This is a genomic window from Aquirhabdus parva (genome assembly GCF_003351745.1).
In the GTDB taxonomy this organism is placed as follows: domain Bacteria; phylum Pseudomonadota; class Gammaproteobacteria; order Pseudomonadales; family Moraxellaceae; genus Aquirhabdus; species Aquirhabdus parva.
This window is the reverse complement of record NZ_CP031222.1, coordinates 872638-888882: the sequence shown is the minus strand read 5'-3', so window position 1 is coordinate 888882 and position 16245 is coordinate 872638. Positions and strand designations below refer to the sequence as shown.

Below are 16245 nucleotides of genomic sequence, written 5' to 3'. Positions count from 1 at the left end.
AAAAAAATGATCCGACAATTTATCACAACAGAAAATGATCCGTATTTGCAAAAAACGACAAAAGCCGCTTATTTACTCATAGGAGATCATGATATCGATCATTCCGATGAGATAAACAAGCAGCTTCAAGTCTATCTTTTGCTTTCACGCAAACGAAATAATTCATTCTGCATTAGAAATCAACCGCATAAAACGGTTTCTTTCCCGCAAAAGAATCAAATCACTCGTCGATTGCAGCAACTGCGAACAGTTGACGACCACGATAGAAACCATCTTTGGTCACATGGTGACGCAGATGTGTTTCACCAGTGGTTTGATCCACGCTGAGCGCAGCAGTGGTCAACGCATCATGTGAACGGCGCATGTCACGACGTGCGCGGCTTTTTCGGTTTTGTTGAACGGCCATGAGAGCCTCCTTTGCAATAAATCGTACATAAAAAATCTAAAATGGCTTTGCGTTCATACTCTTACAACGCAAGGTCAATCAGCTATACAAGAACAAATATGATCTTTAAAACATCTAGTCTTTAAGCTTCAAACCAGCCAAAACATCAAACGGATTACGTTTTGGTTCAGTAACCACCTCGTCCGCTTGTACAGCACCAGCAACTTTCAATTCACAATGCTCATGTTTTGGAGACAAAGGCATCGCAAGTAATATTTCATCTTCCAGCAGATCAAGGACATCGATTGTGGCTGCACCATGGGCAACTTGAGCTTCGCTCAAAATCACATAATCGATTTCGTCTTTATCACGGCCTAGCTTTTCAGCATATTTTTCTTCAGTAAACATTGCTAGATGAACGTGTGTATCTAAAACAAAATCCAACTGATTCAAACAACGTTGACAAGTGAGCGGCAGTGTCGCTGACATTGTGGCATCAAGCCAAGCAATATGGCGCTCATCTACATACAACTTACAATCAAGGGCGATCGCTTGATGATCATGCGGTGGAACCACCTCAGCTGCGACACGCGCAAACCGCGATAACTCAACCTTCCCTTGCCACACAAATCCGAGTTCCGCCCATTTGAACGGTTCTATTTGTGTTGGGAACACATGAGGCGACATCGCACTTGACGATGTACTTACGGTATTGGACGCAAGATCAGTAAGAATACTACTGCTTGGCAATTGAGTCTCTGCCACGTCAAACCCCATAACGAACACAAATAGGGCGCGAATTGTACAAAGTTACGCGCCCTGTGTCAAAGCAGATTGGCATAAAAATGAGATATATTTGCCTTACATTTTGGTTCATGACGTATATGACAGAAAATGGGGATTTCAGATTACGCAATGCACATACTAAAAAGTAAAAAAAACACAAATAATCCAATGAAAGACAAGGCTCACACCATGTCACGACTAATCTTTTAGCCATTCATGTAGAGCTGTGACGTCAAAATCATTCTCGTGGAAAAATTATGCGTACCCTGTATCCAGAAATCACCCCTTATCGCACTGATAAACTCAAAGTATCTGACCTCCATACCCTGCACTACGAAGAATCGGGCAACCCACAAGGTCGCCCTGTAGTCTTTCTCCATGGTGGACCAGGCGGTGGTGGACAACCCCAATACCTTCGTTACTTTGACCCGCAAAAATGGCGTGTGATCCTGTTTGATCAACGCGGCTGCGGGCAAAGTACTCCTTTTGCTGAACTTCGCGAGAATACAACATGGGATTTGGTTGAAGATATCGAAAAACTACGTAAACACCTGCATATTGAAAAGTGGGCGGTTTTTGGCGGTTCATGGGGGTCAACTCTCGCATTAGCCTATGGCGTTACCCATCCGCATGCCTGCACCGCATTCTTCTTGCGCGGAATATTCCTCTTGCGTAAGCGTGAAATTGACTGGTTTTATCAAGATGGCGCATCCAGACTCTATCCTGATGCATGGGAAGGCTATCTAAAACCAATACCTGCAACTGAACGTCACAATATGGTAGAAGCTTACTATCAGCGCCTAACCTCCACCAATGCGCATATCCGCAGCAGTGCAGCAAAGGCATGGGCCACATGGGAGGGATCTACCTCCAAACTGATTCCTGATGACGATGTGATCGCTCATTACGGTGATGATGTCTTTGCTGAAGCCTTCGCCCGCATTGAGTGTCATTACTTTATCAATAAAGGCTTCTTCACTGAGGATAACTACCTGCTCAATCAGGTCAACAAAATACGCCATATCCCGGCGATCATTGTACAGGGACGTTATGACGTCGTCTGCCCTGCTGAGAGTGCTTGGGATCTCCATCGCGCTTGGCCTGAAGCAGAGCTTAAAATTATTGCGGATGCTGGGCACTCGCTCTCTGAAGTCGGCATCACAGATGCTTTAGTTGAGGCGACGGATCGTTTTTAACAATTCATTTCATCAAAACTCGTACTGCTTTTGAGGGACTAGAACATATGGTTTTTCTAATCCCTCGTATCATCAGCATTTATATGACAATTCCCGATAAAAGGCTTAATATCCGATAGAATCAAGTCGACACGTGTTTCTCTAATTGAATCACCTGACCTGATTTTTATGCAGATGTACCTCGCTTTGAGGTACGCAGCGGGATAATTGATCATGCTCCATCTTTATGTCCACCCTGAAAATCCGCAAGACCGCTTGATTCAACAAGCAGCGGCACGGATTCGTGCGGGTGATGTCATTGTCTATCCCGCTGATTCCACCTATGCCATAGGCTGTCAACTCGGTAATAAAGATGCCGTTGAACGTATCACCCGCATTCGTAGGCTCCCCGATCAGCATCAATACACCTTGATCTGTCGTGATCTCTCTGAAATCTCGACCTATGCCAAAGTGGATAATGCCACTTATCGCTTACTCAAGAATCACACACCCGGTTTATATACCTTCATCCTGACCGGAACCAGTGAAGTTCCTAAACGGCTGATGCATCCAAAGCGTAAGACCATCGGGATTCGCGTGCCGACCAATCCGGTCTGTCAGGCACTGCTTGAGGCACTCGGCGAGCCCATGCTCACGACAACCCTGACCTTACCTGATGAGACAACTCCATTAGATGATCCTTTTGAGATTGCAGATAGGCTTGAAAAGCTGATTGATGTCTTTATTGATGTCGGCATGGGGACACTGGGTGAAACTTCCGTGATTGACCTATCGGGCGATGAAGCCGTTGTCGTGCGTGAAGGATTGGGAGATGTCAGTGAGTTTGTCTAAGGTCATTCAATCAACATTAATACCATGAAGATTCGCCCCTTCCACCCTGAGGATGAGTCTGCTGTTATTGCACTATGGCAAGCTTGCGGTCTGACACGTCCGTGGAATGATCCTCATCTGGATATTGAACGTAAACTTAACGTGCAACCCGAACTATTTGTTGTCGGTGAGATTGATGGGCAACTCATGGCGACAGCCATGATTGGCTTTGATGGTCATCGCGGCTGGGTAAACTATCTGGCCGTAAGCCTTGAGCATCGTAAACTCGCCTATGGGCGACAGCTTATGCTTGAAGCAGAGCGGTTATTAAAAGAAATGGGCTGCCCGAAGATCAATCTACAAATCCGCACGTCAAATAGCGATGTGATCGTGTTTTATCACCGTTTGGGTTATGTGGAAGATGATGTGGTTTGTTTGGGGAAGCGATTGATTAGCGATAATAAATGAATATTAAAAAATCAAGTGATCTTTAATTCTGTAGAACGGACGTCTTACATGCGTATTTTTATTTTCTCCCTATTACTTCTCGTTTGCGCATCTTCTTTCGCCGTTGAATTACAAGAAGGCCAAGTATGGACATATAAAACAAGAGTTCATGAAGAAGACTCCACAATTACTATTCTTAAGATCGAGAACTATCCAGATCTAGGCAAAGTTGTTCATATCCGAGTAGAAGGGATAAGACTGAAAAATCCATTAAAGGGAAACATCGTTACGGACATACCTCACCTACCCTTTAAATACGGTGCGATTGAGAAGAGTGTCACTGAGCTAAACCGCAAAAAAACAAAAATACCTGACTTCGACGAGGGTTATAGAATGTGGAAGAAAGCTTATCTTGCGGGAGAAGCAGGAGCATTCGAATCCACTATTGACGTAACATTAAACCTGTTAATCGGAGGGCACTGGGAGGAGAAAGAGTAATCGTATAAAGCTCCTGACTAGACACCCCATCTCAAACCATCAACCGATACCCCATCCCAATCTCAGTCAATAAATACTCGGGCTGTGTCGGGTCTTTCTCCAGCTTCTGACGTAGATTCGCCATATAGATCCGTACATAGTGGCTATGCTCACTATGATTAGGACCCCAGACCTCTTTCAAGAGTTGAGTATGGGTCAGTATTCGTCCTGCATGACGAATGAGTACTGAGAGTAAACGATACTCGGTTGAGGTCAAATGTACCTGTTGCCCCTCACGCTCAACCGTACGCCGCGCCAGATCAACGACGACATCGCCAAAGATAAACTGGGAAGTCGCACCATTACCCGTCTCTCGGCGACGTAAATGCGCGCGGACTCGTGCAAGCAGCTCACCGACACTAAACGGCTTAGTCAGATAATCATCCGCCCCTGCATCCAGCGCCTCAATCTTATCTTTCTCATCACTACGTGCAGACAAGACGATGATCGGCATAGCGGACCATGTCCGTAAATCCTGAATCACGTGAATGCCACTCATATCCGGTAAACCCAAATCGACAATCGCCAGATCGGGGGCACGGGTCGCCGCTTCAATCAATCCGCGCTGACCATGTTCCGCTTCAAACACTTGCCAACCTTCAGCTTGCAGAGCCGTACGAACAAAACGGCGAATTTGAGGTTCATCTTCAATCACAAGAATATTGGGGGCATCCATAAATATTGGCATTCCATATTGAGTTGATATTATGAACTAAATATCTCGCGTTACAGTGTATCAAGTTCGCTTTCAGGCGGCTCTGGCGGCGAGTCTTGGGTCCAGCGCACGATAAATTTTGCACCATGAGGCACATTGGATTCGGCATGGATGCTTCCACCATGCGCCTGAATCATTTCACGGCAGAGGGTTAATCCCAAGCCAATCCCCGTCGTCGCCGATTCGGCTTGCCCTCGGGTGAAACGCTCAAAGATTTTTTCTTCCATGCCAACGGGCAATCCCGGACCATCATCACTGACAACCAGCTCCATCTCTTGTTGATGTGAGGCGGCAATATGTAGGCGTGCAGAGATATTAATATGACTATTTGCTGGCGTATAGCGCACTGCGTTTTCCAGTAAATTACTGAGTATGCGCGCAATCAACAGTTCATCCACTTGTGCCAAGGGCAAATCAAAAGGCAAGGATGTCGTGACCTGATGCTTCGCTAAACGACTGCTCATACTACGCAGCACACTGCCAATCACCTCCTCCAGAGGCACCCACTGTCGGTTGAGATTTAGACCGCCAGATTGCAGCTTTGCCATATCCAGCAGGTTAATCACTAAGGCATGGATCGCATCGGCTTGATCTTCAATCGCCAGCGCCAGTTCCTTATGCTGCTCTGGTGTCACGTCGGCTCGGTTTAGGGTATTTGCCAGACCGGCCAGTGCTGTGACGGGGGTGCGTAGGTCATGGGATAACGCCGATAACAACGTGCCACGCATGCGTTCCCCTTCGATCCGAATCAATGCCTCTTGGGCAATTTCTACGAAATGGACTCGCTCCAGTGCCAAAGCAATCTGTGCAGCGAAGGTATCAAGCATACGCTGCTGTTCGGGTTGAAACAGTGCATTGACATCGCTGGGCAATAACCCCAACACGCCGCGTGTACGCATTGGTGCGCGCAGTGGACGATACAGCAGTGGGCTGGCAGGTAAGGTATTGGTTTGTAACCCTGCGGCGGTCTCACGATCATAGACCCACTGTGCAGTACCCATATCCAATCCAGCGGAAAGCTCAGGGGGCAGAACCATCACTTTTTCTTGCTGGTCACGCGCGATATGCAAGCTATCCTCACGATCGGGCAAGAGCAGTACCACCTGACAGTGAAAAACTTGCGCCACTTGCTCTACTGTGATTTGAGCAATCTGCCCTGCGGTTAATGCACCTGACAAAGACTGACTAAAGTTAGACTGTCGATTGGCGCGCTGCTCACGATGGGTGGATATACGCGCCTGAAAACGGAGATTTGCGGCAAGATTTGCAATGACTAAAGCAACAAACAGCATGATCACAAAGGTGAGCAAATACTGCGTATCGGCAATCGTGAAAGAAAAATGCGGCGGCACAAAGAAGAAATCAAAACAAAAGACACTCAGGATCGAAGCAAAGATCCCCTCACCGCGACCAAAACGCGCTGAAACCACGACCACAACCAACAGATAGAGCATGACCACATTGGCAAGGTCGAATAAATAAGTCAGACCAGTCAAAGCCAGCGTGACCAGCGCACAACCTGCGATGGCCCACAGATACCCTTTCGAGTAAAAGTTAATATTATTAAACAGTGGAAAATCGGGTAATTCCGCTTTGGCAGGCACGACCTGATCATCGCCCACTAGAACCAGATCAATCCCTACCGCACGTGTCGCCAACTCATTGACCAAGCTGTTTCTACCGCGGAACCAATGGCGCTCGGAAGAGCGTCCAATGATCACCCGAGAGATGTTATGCAGCTTGGCATAATCCACTATCTGCTTGGCCAGATCCGTACCAGCTACGGTCTCTACAGTCGCGCCTAAACTTTGTGCCAAGCGTATCCGCTCTAACACCTCATGCCGCTGAGCTTCTGACAGTCTGAGAAGCTCTGGCGTTTCGACATATAACACTTGCCACTCACTGCGCAAAGCACTGGCAAGCCGTGCGGCGCGGCGAATTAGACGCTCAGCATTGGCATTGGCACCAATACATACCAAGACTCGCTCATTGGTCTGCCAGATCGGACTGATGGATTCGGTACTGCGATAATCACGCATTTGTGCGTCAACACGATCGGCAGTGCGACGCAGTGCCAACTCACGAAGCGCGATCAGATTGCCTTTACGAAAGAAGTTCTTTGCCGCGCGTGCCGCTTGTTGCGGCAGATAGACTTTACCTTCGCTTAAGCGCTGCAAGAGCTCATCTGGGGGCAAATCCACCATGACGACATCGTCAGCGCCTTCAAAAAACGCATCAGGTAGTGTCTCACGTACCCTGATGCCTGTGACCTGCCCCACGACATCATTCAGACTATCTAAATGCTGTACATTCAAGGTGGTATAAACATCTATCCCGGCATCTAAAAGCTCATCGACATCCTGCCAGCGCTTGGGGTGACGCGAGCCAGCAACATTACTATGCGCCAACTCGTCCATCAGAATTAAAGTGGGATGACGCTCAAGCGCTCCATCTAGATCAAACTCTAAGAGGGTTTGCCCACGATAAGCAACCTGCTGTAATGGAAGTACGGTGAGACCTTCAAGCTGCGCTGCAGTTTCCTGCCGACCATGGGTTTCAACCACCCCTACCAGCACATCCACGCCATCTGCAAGCTGCCGTCTGGCTGCCGCGAGCATTGCGTAGGTTTTCCCGACCCCAGCCGAGCTACCAAAGAAAATCTTTAACTTTCCTCGTTTGGCACGTTCATCCGCTTGTTGCAGTCGGACTAACAAGTCATCGGGATTGGGGCGTTCAATCATAGGGGCACTCTGGTTTGTTTTGATTCAACTGACTTCATAAAACGCCAATCCCCCTTCAATCTGAAAGGGGGGGGTGGCAGCAGTGAGGTAGGTATCCTCACCACACAACATTTACGACTTAGGCAGTGCAGCCAATTGATCCAATGCAAGGTTCACTTGTAACACATTCACCCGAGGCTCACCAAATAATCCAGCTTGGCGACCTTCAGTATTTTTGTCAATCACAGCTTGTACTTGAGCCACGGTCAAGCCTCGTAACCGTGCAATACGCGCTGCTTGATATTTTGCGGCATTTGGCGAAATCTGTGGATCTAATCCACTGCCTGAAGCAGTGACCAAATCAATCGGCACTGGCGCGGTATTGGTTGGATCGGCTTTTTGCAAAGTGGCGATCCGCTCATTGACAGCTTTAACCAAATCTGGATTCAATGGACCTAAGTTAGATCCACCAGATGCCTGACCATTATAGGTCGTCGGTGTAGTCGCTGAAGGTCTACCCCACAAGTAAGCAGGATTGGTAAAGCTTTGCCCGATCAGGTTTGAACCGATATTCTGACCATCTTTTTGAATCAAGCTGCCATTGGCCAATGCAGGTAAAATCGCTTGGCTAATGCCCGTCACGACCAGTGGGTAAGCAAGACCCGTTAGGATGGTCAGGACGACAAATAAACTGGCTGCCGGACGGATCGATTGTGTCAACGTACTCATGACTTACTCCTTAAAGCATCTATTAAATGGTGTTGATCAACATCTACGACTTACATCAAGCCCGCTGAATTCAACACAACATCAATCACTTTGATCCCGATAAAGGGGATAATAATACCGCCCAAACCATAGACGCCCAGATTACGGCGTAATAATGCTGCAGCGCCTACAGGGCGATACTTCACACCGCGTAATGCCAGAGGAATCAAGGCAATGATCACCAATGCATTGAAGATCACCGCTGATAAAATCGCGCTGGCTGGGCTGCCTAAATGCATGACATTGAGTGCATTCAACGCAGGATAAGTCGTCGCAAATGCTGCTGGGATAATTGCAAAATACTTCGCAATATCATTGGCGATACTGAATGTCGTGAGTGAGCCACGTGTCATCAGCATTTGCTTACCGGTTTCCACGATTTCAATCAATTTAGTTGGATTGGAGTCCAAATCCACCATATTGCCGGCTTCCTTTGCCGCTTGCGTTCCGGTATTCATCGCAACCGCTACGTCGGCTTGGGCCAACGCAGGTGCGTCGTTGGTGCCATCACCCGTCATCGCAACCAGTTTGCCTTCGCTTTGATACTGACGAATACGTGCCAGTTTTTGCTCTGGAGTCGCTTCGGCCATGAAATCATCCACGCCGGCTTCTGCCGCAATCGCCGCCGCCGTCAATGGATTATCCCCAGTGATCATCACGGTTTTGATCCCCATTTGACGCAATTCAGCAAAGCGCTCTTTAATACCGCCCTTCACCACGTCTTTAAGCTCAACGACACCCAATGCCACGTTGCCATCAGCCACGACCAACGGTGTGCTGCCACGACGGGCTATATCATCCGCCATTTGGCGTACGGCTTTAGGCAGTGCTTGACCACCCAAGCTTTCAATATGTTTGGCAATCGCATCGACTGACCCTTTACGGATCGCTTGATGGTTTGGCAGATCGACGCCACTCATGCGAGTTTGTGCAGTGAATGGCACAAAAACCGCCTGCAAGGACTGCAAATCACGCTCACGGATGTTAAACAGTTGCTTTGCCAAGACCACGATACTGCGACCTTCTGGGGTTTCATCAGCGAGGGATGCAAGCTGCGCATAATCCGCCAGATGTTCTTGAGTAATGCCTGGTGCCGGAAAAAAGGCTGAAGCTTGACGATTACCAAAGGTGATCGTTCCAGTTTTATCCAGCAGAAGAACATCCACGTCACCTGCTGCCTCAACCGCACGGCCAGAGGTAGCGATCACATTGGCTTGCATCATGCGGCTCATCCCAGCCACGCCAATCGCCGAGAGCAAACCACCGATGGTTGTTGGAATCAAACACACCAATAAAGCAACCAATACAGTCAGACTGACGGGTGTACCCATTTGACTGACATGCACAGCGAAGATTGAGAACGGAAGCAAGGTGACAACCGCCATCAAGAAGATCAGGGTCAACGCAACCAGCAGAATCGTCAATGCAATCTCATTTGGTGTTTTTTGGCGTTTGGCGCTTTCCACCATCGCAATCATGCGATCCAAAAAACCTTCACCGGGATTATTGCTCACGCGAATCACCAGCCAATCCGAAAGCACACGCGTTCCGCCAGTCACTGCAGAAAAGTCACCACCCGCTTCACGAATGACTGGCGCGGACTCCCCCGTAATGGCCGACTCATCAACCGATGCCATGCCATCAACAACCTCACCATCGGCTGGAATCACCTCACCCGCGATCACATAAACAAAGTCATCTTTACGCAGTGTGGTTGCTGAGACTCTAGTTGCAACAGACGTCTGTATAGGGCTGCTGATTTTATTCGCCATAACGTCTTGACGAGCACTGCGCAAACTGGCTGCTTGAGCTTTGCTGCGACCTTCGGCAATGGCTTCGGCAAAATTGGCAAACAACACCGTAAACCATAACCAAACAGTGACCGCTGCGATAAAGCCAAAGGTATCCTCCCCATGCATAAAACTACTGCTCGGAGCAAATGCCGCTTGAACAGCCAATACGGTGGTCAACAAGCTACCGACATAGACCACAAACATGACAGGATTAGCCCACTGAATCCGTGGATCCAGCTTTTTAAAGGTGCTGATCAGTGCGGGGGTCAGTAATTCTTTATCAAACAAAGTACGTTTTTTTGCATGGGTCTGATGGCTATGTTGCACATCATGAGTTGAAGCATTCATCATTATTCTCCTGATTGACCTTATTGACCTGACACTGCATGAAGTGCCAATTGGACTTGCTCAACAATAGGTCCAAGCGCAAGCGCTGGTACATATGTCAGAGCACCGACCAAAATCACCGTGCCAACCAACAGAAATACAAATAACAAGGTATGGGTAGGCAATGTGCCTGACGTGGCAGTTAGACGTTGTTTATTTGCAAGAGAGCCAGCCAAAGCCAATACGGGTAAAATCACCCCAAAGCGACCAAAGAACATCGCAAAGGCCAGCATCAGATTATAAAAAGGCGTATTTGCTGAGAGACCACCAAAAGCACTGCCGTTGTTATTGGCCGCAGAACTGAATGCATACAGAATTTCGCTAAAACCATGCGCTTGTGGATTGGCAATCCCAGCGCGGCCTGCTTCAGTCATGACCGCAATCGCAGTACCCACGAGCACAATCAGCGGGGTGACCAACATGCCAATGACAACCATTTTCATATCAAAGGCTTCGATCTTCTTACCCAAGTATTCAGGAGTACGACCGATCATAAGACCTGCGATAAACACCGCCAAGATTGCATAGAGCAACATGCCGTAAAGACCTGAACCAACACCACCAAACACCACCTCACCTAACTGAATGAGTAGCATGGCAACGAGTCCACCAACTGGAGTCAACGAGTCATGCATATTGTTCACCGCACCACATGATGCAGCAGTGGTAATAACGGTAAATAATGAAGAAGTCACAACACCAAAGCGTGTTTCTTTACCCTCCATATTGCCGCCCGCTTGCAAGACACTAGCCACCTGATCGGTATGGGTCAGCAATGGATTACCTGCCAGTTCCGCATGAACAGCAACACCAAAAGCGACAACAAACATCAATGTCATCGCACCCACAATCACACCACCCTGACGTTGATCTCCACTCATCCGACCCAGTGCAAAGCACAGTGCGGCAGGAATCAAGAAGATCGAAAGCATGTGAATGAAATTACTGAATGGCGTCGGATTCGAAAATGGATGTGCTGCGTTCGCATTAAAGAAGCCACCACCATTCGTGCCCACCATCATGATCGCTTCTTGAGATGCAACAGGACCCATCGCCAAGGTTTGTTTTGCACCTTGTAAAGTGGTAACCGTGACATCAGGCGAAAAGTTCTGAATCACGCCTTGTCCTGCAAATAGTAGTGCAATGATGATAGACAGAGGAATAAGGACGTAAATGGTGCCGCGCCATAGATCAACCCAGGCGTTGCCCAAGGTTTTCGAAGAGCGACGCACAAAGCCTCGAATCAAGGCAAAAGCAACGGCAAGACCTGTCGCCGCCGAGACAAAGTTCTGCACGGTGAGCGCGGTCATTTGAGTAAAGTGACTCATCGTGCTCTCACCAGCATAACCTTGCCAGTTGGTGTTAGTCACAAAGCTCACAGCGGTATTGAGTGCGGAATCCCATGTTGGCGCACCGAAATGCTGTGGATTAAACGGTAAATGTCCTTGCAGCATTTGGATACCAAACACAGCAAGCACACCAAAGAGATTGAATAGAATGATTGCGACTGCATAAGCAATCCAGTTCATCTCATGCGCAGCGCCTGATTTGATCCCAAATAAAGCAAAGACTTTGGATTCGACGCCTGCAGCTTTTGCAGGAAGTCCTTTTTCCAATACCGCGACTAAATAGCGGCCTAATGGCTGTGCTAAGGCAAATAGTACGACCAGATACAGGGTCACCTGCCCTAAGGCTTGAATATTCATTAAAATGCCTCCGGTTTAATCAAGACATAGATCAGATAAATCAATAAACCCAGTGCAATTAAGCCTGCCAAACCATAGTTGATGCTCATAACCGTCCCCAGATTGAGTAATGAAACAGTGCCACTAAAATAGAAGTTGATCGGTTAAATCTAATGTGACAGCTTAGAAAAATGGCTATTAAGACGGTATAGAAAGAATCACCTGGGGTGTAAAAACGGTGTAAAGATGATTTTTTTTGCTAACGAATCGATGTTTTGGATGAAAAAACACTCTTGCAATTGACCAAATGAAAAAAAGCTCGACTATTTCTGGACATCAAGCCTAGACAGGCTCAATTCTTGCTATACTCATTTCATCAAAGTACGTGCGGCATGACGAAAATCGTTATGAGCATTGGCTTGATATAAAATTATGAATACATGCGACATGACCACTTCGATACGACAGACAGCCCGAATATGAATCAACTTGCTGAATCAGAAGCAGAACAACATCAGGTTAATCTTGCGCGTGTCAACGATGAGTGGTTTTCTGAACTCCCCGAAGACCTCTATATCCCGCCTGAAGCATTTGCCATCATGCTTGAGCGTTTTGAAGGGCCTCTGGATTTCTTGTTGTACCTCGTTCGAAAAAATGGCTTGGATTTGGTCAAACTGGATATTGCCCCGATAGCAACCCAATATCTTGCGTATATTCGCCTGATGCAACAGTTGGATATAGAGCTGGCTGGTGATTATCTGGTCATGGCTGCACTGTTAGCAGATTTGAAGTCGCGGCTCTTACTACCCGCGCCAAAAACGCTGACCGTTGAAGATGATCCACGTAAAAACTTGCTGGCGCGACTGGAAGAATATGCTCGGATCAAGAGTGGCGCCGCGGCATTAAATGATCAATTAATTGAAGGGCGGGATGTGTTTGCAGTAACGGTGGGTGTATCCAGCGTACTGCCTGCGGATGCAGAGCCGGATATCGCACGCTTTGATGCTGAAATTTTATGGCTCGCCATGCGTGCATTGCTCACTCGCCCACCCGTGATTGAGCACCGAATTATTGCTGAAGAAGTGCCTCTTGAAGATCGCATTATGGCAGTCCGACATGCGCTTGCTGATGGTCACAGCGTGCGCTTTGACCGTTTACTGGTCAGCAGCCAAGGGCGGATGGGTGTTGTCGTCACGTTTATGGCGATTTTAGAGTTGCTGCGCCAGCAAGAAATTGAAATTGTAGACGATGGTTCTGAAAAACTTTTAACCGTCAGAGGGCTTCCACGTGCCGCATGATGAACTGAATACCTCAATCCCGTCTGACAATATTGATCATGAACCACACGGTTCAACGGTATCCTACATGGACACTGGACATGTTTTGCGCATACTGGAAGCGGTGCTATTCGCCAGTGAGACACCAGTATCATTGTTGATGCTAAGACAAGCCCTTGAAGGGGAATATGATCAGCAAAATGGTCAAAAGCTGACGAATGCTCAAATCGAATCATGGCTGAATCAGCTTTCAATCAAACTGGTTGATAGCGCACTTGAATTGGCCAAGACTGCGAGTGGTTACCGGATTCAGGTTCGACCAGAATATGCTGTGGTGGTTGCGCGACTTTGGCCCGAACGCCCTACGCGACTCTCACAAGCCTTGCTGGAAACGCTGAGTGTGATCGCCTATCGTCAACCTGTTACGCGTGCGGACATCGAACAACTGCGTGGGGTGACGGTGAATAGTCAGATTTTGCGTACACTATTTGAGCGGCAATGGATCGCAGAAGATGGGTTCCGCCCAGTAGCTGGTAAGCCCGCACTGATCGTCACGACCAAACACTTTTTAGATGCGTTTGGTTTGGAGTCATTGGAGCATTTACCAGAGCTGCAAGAACTTGAAAAGATTGCACAAGGTTTAACATCTTCGACAGCAGAATGAAGACCGTTTTTACGAAAATATCTGGTCTAGCACACCTGCTTTTTTCAAATGTGGTCAAAATATTGCAATAGAATTGCTCTATGGTCCTCCGGCCTGTAATAAATAGACGCCGGAGGACAACATGTTTTTTCGTATCAGCGCACCAGCACTGATGATAATAGATTGATTTAGTTTAAAGACTTGATTGAGAATGAAGTAATTGGGGTTGTAAAAATGAGTGAAAAGCTGCAAAAAGTCCTCGCCCGTGTTGGCTTGGGATCACGTCGGTTTATGGAAGAAGTGATCGCTGCGGGTCGTGTCAGTATCAATGGAAAGATTGCGACTGTGGGCGAACGTGTAGAACCGACCGATGAAATTCGGATTGATGGCCGTAAAATCGCGCATCAATCCGAAGAGGAAACGCGTCGCCGTGTTTTAGTCTATTACAAACCCGAAGGCGAAATTTGTTCACGCACTGACCCTGAAGGACGTGTCACTGTATTTGAGCAGTTGCCACAGATCCCGAATGATCGCTGGGTCATGGTCGGTCGTCTCGATATCAATAGTACCGGCCTACTCATGTTTACCAATGATGGTGAGCTTGCCAACAAACTCATGCACCCATCCAGTGAAATCGAACGTGAATATGCCGTACGGGTCATGGGTGAAGTCACGCCAAAAATCATCAAGACACTGACCGATGGTGTAGAACTGGAAGATGGCCCTGCGAAGTTTGAGTCATTTAGTGAGATCGGTGGTGAAGGTATCAACCGCTGGTATCAAGTTGTGGTGAAAGAAGGACGTAATCGCGAAGTGCGTCGTCTATTCGAATCACAAGAGCTGAAAGTCAGCCGCTTGCTGCGTACCCGTTACGGCACGGTGATCCTACCTCGTGAATTACGCACAGGTCGCTGGATGGAACTGGATAAGCATGACATCGAGAACCTCGTGCAAAGCGTCAAGCTAAAACCACGCGTTGGCACAGGCTTATACGGCATGGCAAAACGCCGTGCAGAGCGTCAACAAGAGAATCCGCTTCCAGCACGTCGTGGTGGATACTTGCGTCAACAAAAACGCGAAGAATGATCCGTCTTGAATGGCAAAATAGGCTAGGCTTTCCCCTAGCCTTTTTTTGTCTTCTGCATTCATTCACTACCCGCCATGAGAGTATTCCAAGATGAAAATCAACATTCTTGAACGACGAGCATTAAAAGGGATTGGTGCACTTTCGGGAGTAGCCACCCATGCAAATACCCTGTATGTGGTGGGTGATGATGCAGGCTACCTATTGAAAACGTCTCTCCATCAGACACTGAATCAGATCATCGATTTTGAGAAAGTGCCTCTACTCACTCATACACCACTGACACCTCTATCCAAAGCCGAAAAACCTGACTTTGAATCTATGACGATCGTCAATGTGGATGGACAAGCGCAATTGCTCATCATGGGTTCTGGTTCTAAAGCCAATCGTAAAACGGCATTATTGTTTAACCCGCTCACACAGCAAGTCGGTCCGTTCTTGGACACTCCGAATTATGATTTTCTGGAATCTAACCAGAACTTAACGGGAGGTGCAGAGCTCAATATTGAAGCGGTTTGCAGTGATGACCAACATCTCTATATTTTTCAGCGCGGGAATATAAACCGTCATCACGGGGTATTGGTCTTTGATTTAAAGCTGCTCGCGGATACTCATGATTTACGAAGTACTTTGGTGAGTGTGCTGAGCCTACACCTTCCTGATATCGACGGCTCCGCCAGTGGAATCTCCGATGCCTGCTTTTTGAAGCATCGATCTATTATTGCGGCAGTGGCTTCCGTTGAACAAACCATCAATACCTATGATGATGGAGCCGTACTGGGCAGTTTGATCGTGCTGCTCTCTACAGATGGTAAAACCCTAGATGCACAAGTGATTACGGATGATCAAGGTCATCCGACTCCGATCAAAGTCGAAGGCATCACATGGCTTAACACGCATCCTTCTGGTGAGGAGTTTTTACTGGTTACCGATAGTGATGGTGGTGACTCGGAATTGCTCAGAGTACTTGTGGTAATTGATTAAGAGTTCTCAAGTTCGAAAGCAAACATTT

The 16245-nt window shown here is 47.7% G+C and carries 15 protein-coding genes and 1 pseudogene; 8 read left to right on the top strand and 8 right to left on the bottom strand.

The annotated features are described in order from the left end of the window. Positions 1 to 220: 220 nt before the first annotated feature. Together rpmF and HYN46_RS03915 are read right to left on the bottom strand one after the other, a co-directional pair. A complete protein-coding gene (rpmF, locus tag HYN46_RS03920) occupies positions 221 to 406 on the bottom strand; it encodes a 50S ribosomal protein L32 (protein ID WP_114898189.1) in 186 nt (61 codons plus the stop codon). Between the two features lie 114 nt (positions 407 to 520). Beyond that, on the bottom strand, positions 521 to 1072 hold the full coding sequence (locus tag HYN46_RS03915; RefSeq protein WP_114900587.1) for a YceD family protein: 552 nt from the start codon (positions 1070 to 1072) through the stop codon (positions 521 to 523). 356 nt (positions 1073 to 1428) lie between these two features. On the opposite strand from HYN46_RS03915, the gene pip reads away from it, so the two are divergent. The 4 genes from pip to HYN46_RS03895 all read left to right on the top strand — a co-directional run bounded on the left by pip (position 1429) and on the right by HYN46_RS03895 (position 4122). Continuing rightward, positions 1429 to 2367: a prolyl aminopeptidase gene (gene pip / locus HYN46_RS03910; RefSeq protein ID WP_114898188.1), complete on the top strand. Its 939-nt coding sequence runs from the start codon at positions 1429 to 1431 to the stop codon at positions 2365 to 2367. 213 nt (positions 2368 to 2580) lie between these two features. Beyond that, positions 2581 to 3198, top strand: coding sequence for an L-threonylcarbamoyladenylate synthase (locus HYN46_RS03905; RefSeq protein WP_114898187.1), 618 nt, complete (start codon positions 2581 to 2583; stop codon positions 3196 to 3198). A gap of 24 nt (positions 3199 to 3222) precedes the next feature. Then, on the top strand, positions 3223 to 3645 hold the full coding sequence (locus HYN46_RS03900; protein ID WP_114898186.1) for a GNAT family acetyltransferase: 423 nt from the start codon (positions 3223 to 3225) through the stop codon (positions 3643 to 3645). Between the two features lie 48 nt (positions 3646 to 3693). Further along, positions 3694 to 4122, top strand: coding sequence for a hypothetical protein (locus HYN46_RS03895; protein WP_114898185.1), 429 nt, complete (start codon positions 3694 to 3696; stop codon positions 4120 to 4122). Positions 4123 to 4153: 31 nt separating this feature from the next. Here the strand turns inward: HYN46_RS03895 and kdpE are convergent, their stop codons facing one another. The 6 genes from kdpE to kdpF all read right to left on the bottom strand — a co-directional run bounded on the left by kdpE (position 4154) and on the right by kdpF (position 12339). Continuing rightward, a complete protein-coding gene (gene kdpE / locus HYN46_RS03890; RefSeq protein ID WP_114898184.1) occupies positions 4154 to 4837 on the bottom strand; it encodes a two-component system response regulator KdpE in 684 nt (227 codons plus the stop codon). A gap of 50 nt (positions 4838 to 4887) precedes the next feature. Next, positions 4888 to 7617: a sensor histidine kinase gene (locus HYN46_RS03885; RefSeq protein ID WP_114898183.1), complete on the bottom strand. Its 2730-nt coding sequence runs from the start codon at positions 7615 to 7617 to the stop codon at positions 4888 to 4890. Positions 7618 to 7728: 111 nt separating this feature from the next. Next, positions 7729 to 8325, bottom strand: a complete 597-nt coding sequence (gene kdpC, locus HYN46_RS03880; RefSeq protein ID WP_114898182.1) for a potassium-transporting ATPase subunit KdpC — start codon at positions 8323 to 8325, stop codon at positions 7729 to 7731. 50 nt (positions 8326 to 8375) lie between these two features. Further along, the gene (gene kdpB, locus HYN46_RS03875) at positions 8376 to 10505 is read right to left on the bottom strand and encodes a potassium-transporting ATPase subunit KdpB (RefSeq protein ID WP_114898181.1); all 2130 of its coding nucleotides are present in this window, start codon (positions 10503 to 10505) and stop codon (positions 8376 to 8378) included. Positions 10506 to 10525: 20 nt separating this feature from the next. Beyond that, positions 10526 to 12250 carry a potassium-transporting ATPase subunit KdpA gene (gene kdpA / locus HYN46_RS03870; protein ID WP_114898180.1) on the bottom strand — a complete coding sequence of 575 codons (1725 nt, stop codon included), beginning with the start codon at positions 12248 to 12250 and terminating at the stop codon, positions 10526 to 10528. Further along, complete coding sequence (kdpF, locus tag HYN46_RS03865; RefSeq protein ID WP_114898179.1) at positions 12250 to 12339, bottom strand: K(+)-transporting ATPase subunit F; 90 nt, start codon at positions 12337 to 12339, stop codon at positions 12250 to 12252. Before kdpF ends, kdpA begins: the two co-directional genes overlap by 1 nt. A 369-nt stretch (positions 12340 to 12708) precedes the next feature. Between kdpF and HYN46_RS03860 the strand changes: the two genes are divergently transcribed. The 4 genes and pseudogenes from HYN46_RS03860 (at position 12709) to HYN46_RS03845 (ending at position 16217) form a co-directional block, all read left to right on the top strand. Beyond that, on the top strand, positions 12709 to 13527 hold the full coding sequence (locus HYN46_RS03860; protein WP_114900586.1) for a segregation and condensation protein A: 819 nt from the start codon (positions 12709 to 12711) through the stop codon (positions 13525 to 13527). A 67-nt stretch (positions 13528 to 13594) separates the two neighbouring features. Continuing rightward, positions 13595 to 14170 (top strand): SMC-Scp complex subunit ScpB, encoded by a 576-nt coding sequence (gene scpB, locus HYN46_RS03855; protein ID WP_114900585.1) that lies wholly within the window; start codon positions 13595 to 13597, stop codon positions 14168 to 14170. A 213-nt stretch (positions 14171 to 14383) separates the two neighbouring features. Beyond that, positions 14384 to 15232: pseudogene (gene rluB, locus HYN46_RS03850) on the top strand (23S rRNA pseudouridine(2605) synthase RluB); the annotation flags it as partial. 94 nt (positions 15233 to 15326) lie between these two features. Then, a complete protein-coding gene (locus tag HYN46_RS03845; protein WP_114898177.1) occupies positions 15327 to 16217 on the top strand; it encodes a DUF6929 family protein in 891 nt (296 codons plus the stop codon). The last annotated feature ends 28 nt before the right edge of the window (positions 16218 to 16245 follow it).

Excerpts from the sequence above, each read along its gene's own strand:
- kdpE (WP_114898184.1), bottom strand. The coding sequence starts at position 4,837 with ATGGATGCCCCCAATATTCTTGTGATTGAAGATGAACCTCAAATTCGC.
- HYN46_RS03895 (WP_114898185.1), top strand. The coding sequence starts at position 3,694 with ATGCGTATTTTTATTTTCTCCCTATTACTTCTCGTTTGCGCATCTTCT.
- kdpF (WP_114898179.1), bottom strand. The coding sequence starts at position 12,339 with ATGAGCATCAACTATGGTTTGGCAGGCTTAATTGCACTGGGTTTATTG.
- rpmF (WP_114898189.1), bottom strand. The coding sequence starts at position 406 with ATGGCCGTTCAACAAAACCGAAAAAGCCGCGCACGTCGTGACATGCGC.
- pip (WP_114898188.1), top strand. The coding sequence starts at position 1,429 with ATGCGTACCCTGTATCCAGAAATCACCCCTTATCGCACTGATAAACTC.
- HYN46_RS03885 (WP_114898183.1), bottom strand. The coding sequence starts at position 7,617 with ATGATTGAACGCCCCAATCCCGATGACTTGTTAGTCCGACTGCAACAA.
- kdpB (WP_114898181.1), bottom strand. The coding sequence starts at position 10,505 with ATGAATGCTTCAACTCATGATGTGCAACATAGCCATCAGACCCATGCA.
- kdpC (WP_114898182.1), bottom strand. The coding sequence starts at position 8,325 with ATGAGTACGTTGACACAATCGATCCGTCCGGCAGCCAGTTTATTTGTC.
- HYN46_RS03915 (WP_114900587.1), bottom strand. The coding sequence starts at position 1,072 with ATGTCGCCTCATGTGTTCCCAACACAAATAGAACCGTTCAAATGGGCG.
- HYN46_RS03900 (WP_114898186.1), top strand. The coding sequence starts at position 3,223 with ATGAAGATTCGCCCCTTCCACCCTGAGGATGAGTCTGCTGTTATTGCA.
- HYN46_RS03860 (WP_114900586.1), top strand. The coding sequence starts at position 12,709 with ATGAATCAACTTGCTGAATCAGAAGCAGAACAACATCAGGTTAATCTT.
- kdpA (WP_114898180.1), bottom strand. The coding sequence starts at position 12,250 with ATGAATATTCAAGCCTTAGGGCAGGTGACCCTGTATCTGGTCGTACTA.
- HYN46_RS03905 (WP_114898187.1), top strand. The coding sequence starts at position 2,581 with ATGCTCCATCTTTATGTCCACCCTGAAAATCCGCAAGACCGCTTGATT.
- scpB (WP_114900585.1), top strand. The coding sequence starts at position 13,595 with ATGGACACTGGACATGTTTTGCGCATACTGGAAGCGGTGCTATTCGCC.
- HYN46_RS03845 (WP_114898177.1), top strand. The coding sequence starts at position 15,327 with ATGAAAATCAACATTCTTGAACGACGAGCATTAAAAGGGATTGGTGCA.